Genomic DNA, 14330 nt, shown 5'->3' on the forward strand with positions numbered 1-14330 from the left:
CTGTCGCCGCCATGACCGCCGCCCTCGACGCCTACTGGATGCCCTTCACCGCCAACCGGCAGTTCAAGGCGGCGCCGCGGCTGCTGGTGCGCGCCGAGGGCATGCACTACTGGACCGACGACGGCCGGCGCATCCTCGACGGCGCCGCCGGCCTGTGGTGCGTCAACGCCGGCCACGGCCGGCCCCGCATCGCGCAGGCCATCGCCGAGCAGGCCGGGCAGATGGACTTCGCGCCGCCGTTCCAGATGGGGCACCCGAAGGCCTTCGCGCTGGCCGAGCGGCTGGCCGCCCTGGCGCCCGCCGGGCTCGACCGGGTGTTCTTCACCAACTCCGGCAGCGAGGCGGTGGACAGCGCCCTGAAGATCGCGCTGGCCTGGCACCGGCTGCGCGGCGACGGCGCCCGCACCCGGCTCGTCGGCCGCGAACGCGGCTACCATGGCGTCAACTTCGGCGGCACCTCGGTGGGCGGCATCGTCGGCAACCGCAAGCCCTTCGGCCCGCTGCTGGGCGGCGTCGACCACCTGCGCCACACCCACGACGCGCAGCGCAATGCCTTCTCGGTCGGCCAGCCCGCGCATGGCGCCGAGCTGGCCGACGACCTGGAGCGGCTGGTGGCGCTGCACGACGCCTCGACCATCGCCGCCGTCATCGTCGAGCCGGTGGCCGGCTCCACCGGCGTGCTGGTGCCGCCGGAGGGCTACCTGCAGCGGCTGCGCGAGGTCTGCGACCGCCACGGCATCCTGCTCATCTTCGACGAGGTCATCACCGGCTTCGGCCGGCTGGGCGCGCCTTTCGCGGCGCAGCGCTTCGGCGTCACGCCCGACCTGATGACGGTGGCCAAGGGCCTGACCAACGGCGCGGTGCCGATGGGCGCGGTGCTGGCCAAGCGTGCGATCCACGACGCCTTCATGCAGGGGCCCGAGCACCTGATCGAGCTGCCGCACGGCTATACCTACTCCGGCCACCCGCTGGCCTGCGCGGCCGGCCTGGCGACGCTGGACACCTACGAGGAGGAAGGCCTGCTGACCCGCGCCCGCACGCTGGAGGCCGGCTTCGCCGAGGCGCTGCACAGCCTGCGCCGGCGGCCGCACGTGGTCGACATCCGCAACCTCGGCTTGGTCGGCGCGGTGGAACTGGCGCCGCGGCCCGGTGCACCAGCGCAGCGCGCCTTCGACGTCTTCCTCGACTGTTTCCACCGCGAAGGGGTGCTGGTGCGCACCACCGGCGACACCATCGCGCTGTCGCCGCCGCTGATCGCCTCGGCGGAACAGCTGCAGGCGCTGGTGGCCGCCCTCGGGCGGGCGCTGGACCGTGTCGGCTGATGCCGACAACGTCACCCCCGGCACGCTGACTGCCTGCAGGGCCCCCGGGAACACCCCAGGGGCAGGGATGCAGGAAGCCGAGTTCGACCTCGTCGCCGACGAATACGCCGCGATGCACGCGCGCAGCGTCGCCGCGTCGGGCGAGAGCCTGGAGTTCTTCGCCCGCTACAAGGTGCAGGACGCCGCCCGTGAAGCGGCCCGCGCCGGCGTGCCGGTGCGCCGGGTGCTGGACTTCGGCTGCGGCATCGGCAATTCCCTGCCATTTCTTCACACCGCTTTTCCGACGGCCGAGGTCGTCGGCGCCGACGTCTCGCAGCGCAGCCTGGACATCGCGCGCCAGCGCGCCGGCTCGGACCGGCTGACGCTGCACCGCATCGAGGACCAGCGGCTGCCGCTGCCCGACGGCAGCATCGACCTCGCCTTCACCGCCTGCGTCTTCCACCACATCCCGCAGGCCGAGCACCCCCACTGGCTGCGGGAGCTGCGGCGGGTCACCCGTCCCGGCGGGCTGCTGATGTTGTTCGAGCACAACCCGCTGAACCCGCTGACCTGCAAGGCGGTGCGCGACTGCCCGTTCGACGCCAACGCGGTGCTGATCCACGGCCGCGAGATGGCCCGCCGCGCGGCGCCCACGGGGTGGCGGTCGCCGCGCATCGTCTACCGGCTGTTCTTTCCGCACGCCCTGCGCTTCGCCCGGCCGCTGGAACGGCTGATGGTCCGCCTGCCGCTGGGGGCGCAGTACTACCTGCGGGCGACACGGTGAACAGCATCGCGCCCGCCCGCCCCCTGCCGCTGCCGCTGTGGCGGTCGGCGCTGCGCTTCGGGCTGGTCGGCATCAGCAACACGGTGCTCGGCCTGGCCGTCATCTGGCTGGCCTGGCGCTGGTGGGGCTGGGCCGACCTGCCGGCCAACGTGCTGGGTTACGCCGTCGGTTTCGTCTGGAGCTTCTTCGCCCACCGCCACTGGACCTTCGGCCGCCCGGCCGGCCGGGCCGACCAGCACCTGCTGCGCTACGCCCTGGTCTGCGCCATGGCCTACGCGATGAACCTGCTGGTGCTGCAGGTCGCCCGCGGCTGGGCCGGGCCGCAGCCCTTCTGGCCGCACGTGCTGGCGATGGTGACCTACACCGCCGTGAGCTTCACCGGCAGCCGCTTCTTCGCCTTCAAGGAGTCCCCGCCATGCTCGACCCGCAGCGATCGCAGTTCCCGCTGAACACGGCGGTGCCCTTCTCCCGGCCGCAGCAGGCGCTGCGGCTGGGCCTCGTCGTGCCCTGCTACAACGAGCAGGAAGTGCTGCCGCAGACGCTGGCCAAGCTGCTGGCGCTGCTCGACCGGCTGCAGCGCGAGGGCCTGGTCGACGACGAGAGCGGCATCACCTTCGTCGACGACGGCTCGCGCGACGCCACCTGGTCGATGATCGAGCGCGCGCACCTGGAGGATCGCCGTGTGCATGGCATCAAGCTGTCGTGCAACCGCGGCCACCAGAACGCCCTGCTGGCCGGGCTGATGAGCACCAGCGGCGACGTGCTGATCAGCCTGGACGCCGACCTGCAGGACGACCTGGAGGCCATCCCGCGCATGCTGCAGGCGCATCGCGAGGGCGCCGACGTGGTGCTCGGCGTGCGCTCGCGGCGCGACACCGACACCTGGTTCAAGCGCACCACCGCGCAGGGCTACTACGCCCTGCTGCGCAAGCTGGGCGTGGACATCGTGCCCGACCATGCCGACTTCCGGCTGCTCAGCCGGCGGGCGCTGGAGGCGCTGCGCGATTTCCGCGAGGTCAACCTGTTCCTGCGCGGCATCATCCCGCTGCTCGGCTTCAAGCGCGCCATCGTCACCTACGAGCGGCAGCAGCGCACCGCCGGCGAGAGCAAGTACCCCTTCCGCCGCATGCTGGCGCTGGCGATGGAGGGTGTGTTCTCGTTCTCCACCGTGCCGCTGCAGTGGATCTCGATGTGCGGCGTGGTGATCTCGCTCGGCGCGCTGGGCTTCGCGCTGTGGGCGCTGGGCGTGCGGCTGTTCACCGACCTCGGCATCCCCGGCTGGGCGTCGACGGTGATCCCGATCTCCTTCCTCGGCGGGCTGCAGCTGATGGCGCTGGGCATCATCGGCGGCTACCTGTCGCGGGTGTACGCCGAGACCAAGCAGCGGCCACGCTTCATCGTGGAGCAGTCGTTGTGAGGCCGGCGTCGCACCGGTCGCCTCTTCCCCCGCCGGGCGACGGCGGTGAGCGCCGTCGCCCCGGCCCCCTGGGCGTGGGCGGCGACGCCCGCAGCGACGCGCCGGCCGTGCCGTGGCCACGCTGGCTGTTCTGGCTGGCGGTGGCCTTCGGCGCGTCGGTCTTCTGGATCGCCGACCACCCGCCGATGGCGGACCTGGCCCAGCATTCCGGCCAGGTGGCGCTGTGGCGCGACCTCATCCTCGGCCGCTCGGCCTGGGCCGACCTGGTGCGCATCAACCTGCTCACGCCCTACCTGCTGGGCTACGGGCTGGCACTGCCGCTGTCGTTCGTGCTGCCGCTGGTCACGGCGTTCAAGGTCCTGCTCACCGTCGCCTACCTGGCCTTCGTGCTGGTCAGCGTGAGGCTGCGCCAGCACCATGGCGCCGACGAGCGGCTGGACCCGCTGTTCCTGTTCTCCTTCCTCGGCTACGCCTACAAGTGGGGGCTCATCACCTTCATGATGGCGGCGCCGGTGGTGCTGCTGCTGCTCCTGCTGGCCAGCAAGCAGGCGCAGGCGCCGACGCTGCGGCGCGGCCTGGCGGTGGCAGGGCTTGCCGTGGCGCTGCTGTTCTCGCACGGGCTGGCCTTCCTGTTCGCGGTGGGCACCGGCCTGGCCTATGCGCTGTGGGGCACCTGGCAGCGGCGCGGCGGCTTCTGGCCCCAGGTGGCGCCGTACCTGCTGCCGCTGGCCGGCTTCGTCGCGCTGTTCGCCATCAACCGGCTGCTGCAGGCGGAGTTCAAGGCGCCGTACGACTACGTGCCGATCTACGACTGGGGCTGGAAGCGCATCCCCAAGGCGATGATCTACATCGTCGGCAGCCTGGAGGACAAGCACCTGCTGCCGCTCGGCCTGGCGCTGCTGGCCATGCCCTTCGTCATGGGCCTGCGGCCGCGCTGGCGCCTCGAGCCGCGCACCATCCCCGTGGCCTGCCTGCTGGTGCTGCTGCTGGCCGGCCCGTCCTTCGCGCTGGACACCGCCCTGCTGTGGGAGCGCTTCTGCCTGTACCTGCCGCCGCTGTGGGCGCTGGCCTTCGTGCAGCCGGCCTCGCGCCCGGCGCCGCGCTGGCAGCCGGCCGCGGCGCGGCTGCTGTTCGCGCTGTGCCTGGTGCTGCCCGCGCTGCAGGCGCACCGGGCCTGGCGCTTCGACCTCGAGACCCGGGAGCTGAACGCCGGCCTGCGCAGCCTGGAGCCCAACCAGCGGCTGGTGATGATGGCCTACGAGTTCCACAGCCACGACGCGCAGAACCCGGTCATCTACATGCAGTACGGCGCCTGGTACCAGGCCGAACGCGGCGGCTTCGTCGACTACAACTTCGCCTGGTTCCCGCCGCAGGTCGTGCGCTTCAAGCCGGACAAGCTGCCGCCGGTGAACCCGGGCTTCGAATGGAAGCCCTGGCGCTTCGAGTGGAACGAGTTCCGCGGCGGCGACTACCGCTACTTCCTGGTCTACCGGGCGAAGAAGACGCCCGAGGAGATCTTCAAGGGCGCGCCCTGCATGCCCAAGGTGAAGTGGACGGCGCACGACGGCTGGGTCCTATACGAACGCGTGGACGCTTGTTGAACCGACGACCCGGCATGGCTGGTGCATGCTCTCGGGCATGACGCCGCTGCCCCACGACGCCCCGCTCATCCTGCTGCCCGCCGACCACCGAACCCGCCGCGACGGTGAGCGCCAGCGGCTGGTGCTGGCGCCCTATGTGGAGGCGGTGCGCCTGGCCGGCGGCCGGCCGTTGATGGTGCCCGGCGCGCTGCCCGAGGAGCTCGATGCCCTGCTCGACATCGCCGACGGTGTGCTGCTCACCGGCTCGCCCTCCAACGTCCACCCGTCGCATTTCGGCGAGGCGGTGCTGAACGAGGCGCTGCCGCTCGACCCCGAGCGCGACCGCTGGACGCTGCCGCTGATCCCGCGCGCCATCGAGCGCGGGGTGCCGCTGTTCGGCATCTGCCGCGGCGTGCAGGAGATGAACGTGGCGCTGGGCGGCAGCCTGCACCAGGCGGTGCACCAGGTGCCCGGCCATGCCGACCACCGCGACCGCGACGCCGACCCGATCGACGTGCAGTACGGCCCGGCGCATCCCATCGAGGTGGTCGGCGACGGCTGCTTCGCCGGCTGGTTCGGTCCCGCCGGCACGCGGCTGACCGTCAACTCGCTGCACGGCCAGGGCCTGAACCGGCTGGCCGATGCGCTGCAGGTGGAGGCCCGGGCGCCGGACGGCCTGGTGGAGGCGGTCAGCGTCGGCGGCGCGTCGGCCTTCGCCGTCGGCGTGCAGTGGCATCCGGAATGGAAGGCGGCGGAGAACGCGGTGTCGCGGCGGCTGCTGACCGCGTACGGCGAGGCGGCGCGGGCACGCCGCGCGAGCCGGGGCCGCTGACCGTCCGCGGTCAGGCGGCCTGCGCCAGCCCGCCGATGCGCGCGGCGGTGGCCTGCCGCCACACCTCCACTGCTGGCAGCCCCTTCAACCGGTGGTCCGACCACACCTGTCGCCAGCGCCGGGCGCCGGGCAGGCCGTTGTACAGCCCGAGCAGGTGGCGGGCGATGTGCGACCAGGGCGTGCCGTGGTCGGCGGCCTGGCGTTCCATGTAGGCCACCATCGTTTCCTCGACCTGCTCGCGCGAGGCGGCCGGGCCCGCCTCGCCGAAAAGCGGTGGTCCCAGCCCGCCAGGGACCAGGGCTCGTGGTACGCCCGCCGGCCCACCATCACGCCGTCGAGGGGAACGTCGCCGGCCAGCGGTGCGGCCATCGCCTCGTCGCTGTCGAGGCCGCCGTTGAGCACCAGGGTCAGCGCCGGGAAGTCGGCCTTCAGCCGGTGCACCAGCTCGTGCCGCAGCGGCGGCACCTCGCGGTTCTGCTTCGGGCTCAGGCCCTTCAGCCAGGCGTTGCGGGCGTGCACGATGAAGACCTCGCAGCCGGCGTCGGCCACCATGCCGACGAAGTCGCGCACGAAGTCGTAGGACTCGATGCGGTCGATGCCGATGCGGTGCTTGACCGTCACCGGCAGCGAGGTCGCATCGCGCATCGCCTTCACGCACTGCGCCACCAACCGCGGTTCGGCCATCAGGCAGGCCCCGAACGCGCCGCGCTGCACCCGCTCGCTGGGGCAGCCGCAGTTGAGGTTCACCTCGTCATAACCCCACGCCTCGGCCAGCGCTGCACACGCCGCCAGGTCGGGCGGCTCGCTGCCGCCGAGCTGCAGCGCCAGCGGGTGCTCCGCGGCGTCGAAGTCCAGGTGCCGGCGCTGGTCGCCGTGCAGCAGCGCGCCGGTGGTCACCATCTCGGTGTACAGGCGGGTGCGGCGGGTGAGCTGGCGGTGGAAGAAGCGGCAGTGGCGATCGCTCCAGTCGAGCATGGGTGCCACGCACAGCCGCCAATCGCTCACATCATGCTTCGGTTCTTCTCTGTTCACCCGACCACGTTCTCCAGACCTCGACGCGGCACCGCGCCGGCGCTCATCACGCCACGCGGAACACTGACACCACGCTGGCCAGCCGCACGGCCTGCTTGCTCAGGTTCTCGGCAGCGGCCGCACTCTGTTCGACCAGCGCCGCATTCTGCTGCGTCACCTGGTCGATGTCCGCGACGGCCCGACCGACCTGCTGGATGCCCTGGGTCTGCTCCCGCGTGGCGCCGTCCATCTCGCCGATCAGGTCGGCGACGCGCCGCACCTGCGCGACCAGCTCGTCCATCGCCTTGCCTGCGTCGCCCACCAGCACCGAACCGGCCTCGACCTGCTCGACGCTGCTGCCGATCAGGTCCTTGATCTCGCGGGCGGCCTCGGCGCTGCGTTGCGCCAGGCTGCGCACCTCGCTCGCCACCACGCTGAAGCCGCGGCCCTGCTCGCCGGCGCGTGCCGCTTCCACGGCGGCGTTCAGCGCCAGGATGTTGGTCTGGAAGGCGATGCCGTCGATGACACCGATGATGTCGGCGATCTTGCGTGAGCTCAAGCTGATGCCCTCCATGGTGGTCACCACGCGGCGCACCGTCTCGCCGCCTTCGCTGGCCGCCGTGCTGACGGCGCTCGCCAACTGCGCCGCCCGGCTGGCGGTCTGCGCGTTGTGGTGCACCGTGGCCTGCATCTGCTCCATCGAGGAGGCCGTCTGCTGCAGGCTGGAGGCCTGCAGTTCGGTGCGCTGCGACAGGTCGGCGTTGCCGCTGGCGATTTCCGCCGAGCCAATGGCGATGTGGTCGCTGCTGGAACGCACCTGTCCGACGATGTCGACCAGACCGTCGTTCATCGCCTTCAGCGCGACCAGCAGCGCGCCCATCTCGTCGCGCCGCCCGACCTCGATGGCCGAGGTCAGGTCGCCCGCCGCCACCGCCTGCGCCACCGACACCGCCTGACGGATCGGCCCGACGACGGCGCGGTGGATGACGATGCCCAGGACGATGGCGACCGCCAGCGCGGCCACGCCGCAGGCCAGCATCAGGACGAGGTTGGTGCGGAAGGCGTCGTCACCGGCGGCCACCTCGGCGGCCGCCTTCTGGGCACCGAGGTCCGCATAGGCCTGTGCCGACGTCACCAGTTTCGCCAGCAGGGGCCGGCACTGGGTGTTCATCACCGTCGCCGCCTCGTCGAGCGCACCGGACGTGGCCAGTTCGACGACCTTCAGCGCGACCGGCGCGTATTGCGACTCCAACGTCTCCAGGTCGGCGACGAGGCGACGCTCCTCCTCCAGGGCGGACGAGGCGCCGGCGACGGCGTCCTTCAGCTTCTTCAGCGTAACCTGCACCCGCTCATGGTCGCGAACCACCACCTGCCGCTCCCGTTCCCGGTCGGCCGCGTCGCGCAGCAGCACCAAGTTGCGCGCGCCGATGGCGCGCGCGTTGGCGCGGTCGAGGAGGTCACGCGCCAGGGTGATGCGGGCGCCGGTTTCCTGCACGTAGGCCGAGAAGTGGCGGTGCTCGGTGCCCAGCGACAGGATGGACGCAGTAGCGACCAGCAGGACCAGCGCGGCCAGCAGGCCGAACGACAAGGCCAGCTTGCGGCCGATGGTGAGGTGACGCAGGGACATGGGTTCCGCCAGCTTCCAAAGTCGAACCGTTGGTTTTCTTCGGCGAAGCAAGCGGACGGTGAAGCGCGTGTCCTCCGAACGAAGGATAAGTACTTACCCTTAGACGTGACGCATGTCACGCGAGGACCCGGCGACCCGCTCTGCGACGGGACGCAAAAAAGGCCGGCAAACGCCGGCCCTTCGATGCGGAGCGCCGAAGCGCCCTGCGCTCACTCGTCGCGGCAGGCGACGGCGCGCAGCTCGGCGGCCAGGTTCGGCTGGATGCGCTCGACGCGGCGCGCGGCGCGCAGCACCGCCGCGACGTCGCGCGGGGTGACCGCACGGGACACCGGTTGAACCATGGTGCCGATGGCACGGCCCGACAGGCGGAGCACCGCAGCGGCCAGACGGGCCAGGACGGCGGCGCCGCGCGGCACGGCCACGTGGTCGGCGGGGATGTTGACGGTGACAGCAGTCATGGGGACCTCCTCTGTGGTGGGTCCGTAGACCCAGGGAAACTTTCGATGGCGTGACTATAGGGATTCCACTGATATCGCGGAACTGAATTGTGCGAATAAAGCCGATTCACCGTGAGAATGACGCATGAACTTCCGCACGCTCGACCTGAACCTGCTGCGCGTCTTCGATGAAGTGATGGCGGAGCAGAACCTGACCCGGGCCGCGGAGCGGCTGGCGATGACGCAGCCTGCGGTCAGCAATGCGCTCGGCCGGCTGCGTCGCGCGCTGGGCGACGACCTGCTGGTGCGCACGGCCGCCGGCATGCGGCCGACCCCACGCGCCGAGGCGCTGTGGCCGCAGGTGCGGGCCGCGCTGTCGCAGCTGCGCGGCGCCATCGACCCGCGGGCCTTCGACCCGGGGCGCGACGAATCGGCCTTCCGCCTGGCGATGGCCGACGCCAGCGCGCTGACGCTGATGCCGCCACTGGTGGAACTGCTCGAATCCGCCGGCGCATTGGCCCAGCTGCGCCTGCATCCGCTGACCACCCGCGATCCGCGGCCGATGCTGGAACGCGGCGAGCTCGACTTCGCGATCGGCTACTTCCCGGTGGCCATCGCCGAGCTGACCGCCGCCGGCGAGGCGGCGTCGATCCGCCACCGGCGGCTGTGGGACGGCGAGTACGTCTGCGCCATGCGCCGCGGCCATCCGCTCGCCGACGCGCCGCTGACGCTGGACGCGTTTTGCGCGGCGCACCACCTGCTGGTCAGCTTTTCCGGCCGGGCGCACGGGTTCGTCGACCAGGCCTTGGCGGCGATGGGGCGCAAGCGCCGCATCGTGCTCACGGTCAACCAGTTCTTCACCGCGGGCCAGGTGGTGGCCCGATCGAACCTGCTGACCGTGCTGCCGCTGGACTTCCTGCCGGCCACCGGCATGGAGCGGGAACTGGTGGTCAAGCCGCTGCCGCTCACCCTCGAGACGGTGCACGTCGAGGTCTGCTGGCACCGCCGCCACGAGGGCGAGGCGCCGCAGCGCTGGATGCTGCAGCAGATCGAGCTGGCCGCGCAGCGGCGCGGCCGGCCCATGGGCGCGCCGGGGCCCGCGCCGGCCCCGACACCGGCCCCCGCGGCCGATGCGGCGCCGAAGCGCCGCCGCCGCTAGCGGTTCTGCATCAGGGGGTGACCGGCGGCGGTCGCCGTCACCGCGTGGGTTCGCTCCCAGGCCTGCTGGCAGTCGATGCAGCGGGCGGCGGCCGGTTGCACCCTCAGCCGCTCCACCGGGATCTCCATCCCGCAATCGGTGCAGTCGCCGTACTCACCGCGCTCGATGCGCTCCAGCGCCTGCTGCACGTCCAGCGCCTCGGCCACGTCGCGCTCGGCCTCGGCATGGCCGACGTCGGCGCGGCGGCCGACCTCGGCGCTCTCGCCGCTGTCCAGCACCTCGCCCGCCATGCGGTCGCGCTGGTCCTCCTGGGCCTCGTGGGCGCCGCGAACCTCCTCGCCGAGTTCGCGCTGGCGGTCCGTCAGCCGCTGCTTCAGCGTGGAAATGTCCGTCTCGTTCAGGGCCATTGGGGGTCCTCCTGCTTGGATGGAGCGGCATGGCAATCGGCGTGCGCTGGCCCCGGGCCTGCGGCACCGGCGCTGGGTACAGGCCTTGCCCTTGACCAGCCGCCCATCCCGGGGTTTCCCGACATGCCGACCGAACCCGCCGCCGCCCCCCGACCCTGCCCCCGGCACCGACCGCCGACGCGCCGTGCCCTGGCGCTCGATCACCGCCGTCGCGCTCCTCGCGCTGGCGCTGGCCGGTGGCGCGCTGGCGGCGTGGGTGGCGCGCGTCGCGGCCTCGGCGCCGGGCGAGGCCGAGCTGCGCGCCCTGCGCCTGCCCCAGCCCAGCGTGCTGGTCTCGGCCGACGGCCAGACCCTGGCCACGCTGCGCCGCGTGCACCTGCAGCCGCTGCCGCTGGACCGCATGGGACCGCTGCTGCCGTCCGCGCTGGTGGCCACCGAGGACCGCCGCTTCGCCGAGCACGACGGCATCGACTGGCGCCGCACCGTCAGCGCGGCACTGCACACCGCGACCGGCGACGTGCAGGGTGGCTCCACCATCACGCAGCAGCTGGCGCGCAACCTGTTCCCCAAGGAGATCGGCCGCGCGCGCAGCCTGGAGCGCAAGGTCAAGGAGATGGTCACCGCGCGCCGCATCGAGCGGCTGTGGACCAAGGAGCAGATCCTCGAGCGCTACCTGAACTCGGTGCCCTTCCTCTACAACGTGATGGGCGTGGAGATGGCCGCGCGCACCTACTTCGGCCGCGGCGCCGAGGAGCTGGACACCGCGCAGGTGGCCACGCTGGTCGGCATGCTCAAGGGCACCCACTACTACAACCCGGTGCTGCATCCGCAGCGCGCCCGCGAGCGGCGCAACGTGGTGCTGCTGCAGATGGCCCGCCACGGCCTGATCGAGGACGGCGCACTGCGCGCGCTGCAGGCGCGGCCGATGGCGGTGTCGCTGCAGCGGCCGCGCGACGGCGATGGCGGTGCCCCGCACTTCGCTGTGCTGGTGCGGCGCTGGCTCAACGCCTGGGCCGAGGCGCGTGGGCTCGACCCCGCGGCGGACGGTCTGGTGGTGCAGACCACGCTCGACAGCCGGCTGCAGCGGGCGGCCGAGTCGGCGCTGGCCGGCCAGGCCCGGCTGCTGCAGGACGTCGCCGCGGTGGAATGGTCGCGCGCCCGGCCGCCCTTCTCCACCGACCCGCAGGCCTATGCCGCCTGGGCCCGCCGCGCCGCCGGCTTCGACTGGTTCTGGCAGCAGCGTCCGCAGCTGCTCGACGAGGCGCTGCGGCAGAGCGGCGCCTACCGGGAGGCACGGCAGCAGGGGCTGGACGAGGCGGCGGCCCTGGGCCACCTCCGGCAGGACGCACGCGCCGTCGCCCGCGCCAAGGCCGACTTCACCCGCCTGGAGGCCGGCTTCGTCGCCGTCGAACCGGGCACGGGGGCGGTGCGGGCCTGGGTCGGCAGCCGCGATTTCGGCGAGGACCAGTTCGACCACGTCGCCCAGGCGCAGCGCCAGCCGGGGTCGACCTTCAAGCCCTTCGTCTATGGCGCCGCGCTCGAGGCCGGGCTCACGCCCGACCGCGGCTTCGTCGACGAGCCGGTGGAGATCCGCCTGGCCGACGGCAACGCCTGGCGCCCGACCGACATGGGCGGCCCCAGCTACCGCTGGATGACGCTGCGCGAGGGCCTGGCGCAGTCGAAGAACACCATCACCGCGCAGGCCATGATGGCCGCCGGGCTGCCGCGGGTGGTGCAGGTGGCGCGCGCGGCCGGGGTGCAGAGCCGGCTCGACGCGGTGCCGTCGCTGGCGCTGGGCACCAGCCCGGTGACGCTGCTGGAGATGGTCGGCGCCTACGCCACGCTGGCCACCGAAGGCCAGCGCCGCACGCCCTGGTTCATCCAGCAGGTGAGCGACCGCCACGGCCAGGTGCTGGCCGCCTACGCCCCGCCCGACGCGGTGCAGGCGCTGGCCCGCGAGACGGCCAACGACCTGATCGAAATGCTGCGGGGCCCGGTGCGCAGCGGCACCGCCACCGCCATCCGCAGCCGCTACGGCATCAACGCCGACGTCGCGGGCAAGACCGGCACCACGCAACGCAACACCGACGGCTGGTTCATCCTCATGCACCGCGACCTGGTCGCCGGTGCCTGGGTCGGCTTCAACGACCAGCGGGTGACCATGCGCTCGGACCACTGGGGCCAGGGCGGGCACGGCGCCCTGCGCATCGTCGGCGAGTTCACCCGCGAGGCGCTGAAGCAGGGCTGGCTGGACGCCAAGGCCACCTTGCCCCCGCCGCTGCGCCCGCCGGCCCCGCCGCCGCGGCCCGAGGACGACCTGCTGGAGGTCGACCCCGGCCACCCGCCACCGGAAGCCGGTCCGCCGCTGTGGAGCGGCGCGTCGCCCGGCATGGCGCCGACGGTGCCGGCCGGCGTCATCGTGCAGCGCGTCGGCGGCAGCACGGCCATCGGCGACGCCGCCGGCATGCAGTCCCTGCGCGGGCAGGACGCCCCGCCCAAGACCGAGCGGGAGCTGGAACAGGCCCTCGGCCCGGTGCGGCCGGCGACGCCGGCGCCGCTGGCCACGCCGGGGCTGGGCCTGAACTAGTTCGCCGGGCTCACATACCCCGACATGACCTTCCAGCGGCCGTCCTGCAGCATCGACAGCCGCGAGGCCGGCGAGCCCAGCCGCTTGGTCGCGGTGAAGCTCATCGGCGGGCCGCCGAAGATGTCGGCCGGCAGCGTCATCTTGTCCATCGCCGCGATGAAGCTGTCGGTGGTGAGGTTCGGGCCCGCCGCCTGCGCGCCGCGGATGAAGCTGTCCAGCACCATGTAGCCGTAGACCGAGAACACCGTCGGGTCCTCGTTGAACTTGGTCTTGTACTTGTTGGCCCAGAAGCGGATCGGCTCCGACGCCTCGTCCAGGTAGGGGTGCTGCACGGTGTGGGTGGCGTATAGCCCGTCCATGGCCTTGCCGCCCAGCTTGTGGATGAGGTCGGTGTAGGCGGCGCTGGTGCCGACGAAGACCGGCGCGTAGCCGGTCTTGCGCGCCTCGGCGATGGCGCCGATGGTCTCGCGGATGATGGTGCCCAGCACCACCACGTCGCACTGCGCCGACTTCATGCGCGCCACCTGGCTGGAGAAGTCGGTGGCGCCGCGCTTGTAGCTGGTCTTCTCGGCCAGCTCCATGCCGGTGCCCTTCAGCCCCGCCTCGGCGCCGCGAAGCACCTCGAGGCCGAAGTCGTCGTCCTGGTACAGGATGCAGGGCTTCTTGGCCGACTTCTCCTTCACCAGCGCCGGCAGCGACGTGCGGATCTGGTCGTAATAGGTAGCGGCGAAGGAATACTTCAGCCGGTGCAGCGGCTCGTACATCTCGCGCGCCGCGGTGACCGGGAAGAAGTTGAGGATGTTCTTCTCGAACTGGATGGGCATCGACGCCATGTTCTGCGCCGTGCCCAGGTGGCCGACCACCGCGAACACCTTGTCCTGGTTGACCAGCTTCTGCGCGGCCAGCACCGCCTTGCGCGGGTCGTAGCCGTCGTCCTCGATCACCAGCCGGACCTTGCGGCCGTTGACGCCGCCCTGTTCGTTGATCTCGTCCTGCCGCAGCAGCAGGCCCATGCGGATCTGCTTGCCGTAGCCGGCCAGCGGCCCCGACTGGTCGAGGATGCTGCCGAGCACGATCTCGGTCTTCGAGACGCCCTGCGACTGGGCCAGGGCGGCGCTGGTGAACCCGGTGGTGCCGAGCGCCAGCAGCGCGGCGGCGGCGAGTTGCTTGTGCTTCATCGTCGTTCTC

12 protein-coding genes and 1 pseudogene are annotated in these 14330 nt (G+C 72.2%); 8 read left to right on the forward strand and 5 right to left on the reverse strand.

Translation table 11 applies throughout. The features are described from left to right. The first annotated feature begins 11 nt into the window (after nt 1-11). The 6 genes from aptA (at nt 12) to LRS07_RS13355 (ending at nt 5914) form a co-directional block, all read left to right on the forward strand. The gene (aptA, locus tag LRS07_RS13330; RefSeq protein WP_260498506.1) at nt 12-1322 is read left to right on the forward strand and encodes an omega-aminotransferase AptA; all 1311 of its coding nucleotides are present in this window, start codon (nt 12-14) and stop codon (nt 1320-1322) included. Between the two features lie 67 nt (nt 1323-1389). Then, nucleotides 1390-2085 carry a class I SAM-dependent methyltransferase gene (locus LRS07_RS13335; RefSeq protein ID WP_260498507.1) on the forward strand — a complete coding sequence of 232 codons (696 nt, stop codon included), beginning with the start codon at nt 1390-1392 and terminating at the stop codon, nt 2083-2085. Then, nucleotides 2082-2534 (forward strand): GtrA family protein, encoded by a 453-nt coding sequence (locus LRS07_RS13340; RefSeq protein ID WP_260498508.1) that lies wholly within the window; start codon nt 2082-2084, stop codon nt 2532-2534. Before LRS07_RS13335 ends, LRS07_RS13340 begins: the two co-directional genes overlap by 4 nt. Next, nucleotides 2501-3502 carry a glycosyltransferase family 2 protein gene (locus tag LRS07_RS13345; RefSeq protein WP_260498509.1) on the forward strand — a complete coding sequence of 334 codons (1002 nt, stop codon included), beginning with the start codon at nt 2501-2503 and terminating at the stop codon, nt 3500-3502. Before LRS07_RS13340 ends, LRS07_RS13345 begins: the two co-directional genes overlap by 34 nt. 74 nt (nt 3503-3576) lie before the next feature. Beyond that, nucleotides 3577-5103 (forward strand): hypothetical protein, encoded by a 1527-nt coding sequence (locus tag LRS07_RS13350; protein WP_260498510.1) that lies wholly within the window; start codon nt 3577-3579, stop codon nt 5101-5103. Nucleotides 5104-5140: 37 nt separating this feature from the next. Then, nucleotides 5141-5914 carry a gamma-glutamyl-gamma-aminobutyrate hydrolase family protein gene (locus LRS07_RS13355; RefSeq protein WP_260498511.1) on the forward strand — a complete coding sequence of 258 codons (774 nt, stop codon included), beginning with the start codon at nt 5141-5143 and terminating at the stop codon, nt 5912-5914. A 10-nt stretch (nt 5915-5924) separates the two neighbouring features. On the opposite strand, the pseudogene dusA reads toward LRS07_RS13355, so the two are convergent. From dusA to LRS07_RS13370, 3 genes and pseudogenes are all read right to left on the reverse strand, one after another. Beyond that, nucleotides 5925-6889 (reverse strand): annotated as a pseudogene (gene dusA, locus LRS07_RS13360) (tRNA dihydrouridine(20/20a) synthase DusA). 103 nt (nt 6890-6992) lie between these two features. After that, nucleotides 6993-8552, reverse strand: a complete 1560-nt coding sequence (locus LRS07_RS13365) for a methyl-accepting chemotaxis protein (protein WP_260498512.1) — start codon at nt 8550-8552, stop codon at nt 6993-6995. Nucleotides 8553-8761: 209 nt separating this feature from the next. Further along, nucleotides 8762-9010 (reverse strand): hypothetical protein, encoded by a 249-nt coding sequence (locus LRS07_RS13370; protein ID WP_260498513.1) that lies wholly within the window; start codon nt 9008-9010, stop codon nt 8762-8764. Between the two features lie 124 nt (nt 9011-9134). Between LRS07_RS13370 and LRS07_RS13375 the strand changes: the two genes are divergently transcribed. Continuing rightward, the gene (locus tag LRS07_RS13375; protein WP_260498514.1) at nt 9135-10148 is read left to right on the forward strand and encodes a LysR family transcriptional regulator; all 1014 of its coding nucleotides are present in this window, start codon (nt 9135-9137) and stop codon (nt 10146-10148) included. On the opposite strand, the gene LRS07_RS13380 is transcribed toward LRS07_RS13375, so the two are convergent. Continuing rightward, nucleotides 10145-10555 carry a TraR/DksA family transcriptional regulator gene (locus LRS07_RS13380; RefSeq protein ID WP_260498515.1) on the reverse strand — a complete coding sequence of 137 codons (411 nt, stop codon included), beginning with the start codon at nt 10553-10555 and terminating at the stop codon, nt 10145-10147. The genes LRS07_RS13375 and LRS07_RS13380 overlap by 4 nt on opposite strands. Nucleotides 10556-10739: 184 nt before the next feature. On the opposite strand from LRS07_RS13380, the gene LRS07_RS13385 reads away from it, so the two are divergent. Further along, nucleotides 10740-13142: a transglycosylase domain-containing protein gene (locus tag LRS07_RS13385; RefSeq protein ID WP_260498516.1), complete on the forward strand. Its 2403-nt coding sequence runs from the start codon at nt 10740-10742 to the stop codon at nt 13140-13142. Here the strand turns inward: LRS07_RS13385 and LRS07_RS13390 are convergent. Beyond that, nucleotides 13139-14320, reverse strand: coding sequence for an ABC transporter substrate-binding protein (locus tag LRS07_RS13390; RefSeq protein WP_260498517.1), 1182 nt, complete (start codon nt 14318-14320; stop codon nt 13139-13141). The genes LRS07_RS13385 and LRS07_RS13390 overlap by 4 nt on opposite strands. Nucleotides 14321-14330: the final 10 nt, after the last annotated feature.

The organism is Aquabacterium sp. J223, from assembly GCF_024666615.1.
In the GTDB taxonomy this organism is placed as follows: domain Bacteria; phylum Pseudomonadota; class Gammaproteobacteria; order Burkholderiales; family Burkholderiaceae_C; genus J223.

Coding starts and splice junctions, on each gene's coding strand:
- aptA (WP_260498506.1), top strand. CDS start 12: ATGACCGCCGCCCTCGACGCCTACTGGATGCCCTTCACCGCCAACCGG.
- LRS07_RS13335 (WP_260498507.1), top strand. CDS start 1,390: ATGCAGGAAGCCGAGTTCGACCTCGTCGCCGACGAATACGCCGCGATG.
- LRS07_RS13345 (WP_260498509.1), top strand. CDS start 2,501: ATGCTCGACCCGCAGCGATCGCAGTTCCCGCTGAACACGGCGGTGCCC.
- LRS07_RS13355 (WP_260498511.1), top strand. CDS start 5,141: ATGACGCCGCTGCCCCACGACGCCCCGCTCATCCTGCTGCCCGCCGAC.
- LRS07_RS13365 (WP_260498512.1), bottom strand. CDS start 8,552: ATGTCCCTGCGTCACCTCACCATCGGCCGCAAGCTGGCCTTGTCGTTC.
- LRS07_RS13370 (WP_260498513.1), bottom strand. CDS start 9,010: ATGACTGCTGTCACCGTCAACATCCCCGCCGACCACGTGGCCGTGCCG.
- LRS07_RS13375 (WP_260498514.1), top strand. CDS start 9,135: ATGAACTTCCGCACGCTCGACCTGAACCTGCTGCGCGTCTTCGATGAA.
- LRS07_RS13380 (WP_260498515.1), bottom strand. CDS start 10,555: ATGGCCCTGAACGAGACGGACATTTCCACGCTGAAGCAGCGGCTGACG.
- LRS07_RS13390 (WP_260498517.1), bottom strand. CDS start 14,320: ATGAAGCACAAGCAACTCGCCGCCGCCGCGCTGCTGGCGCTCGGCACC.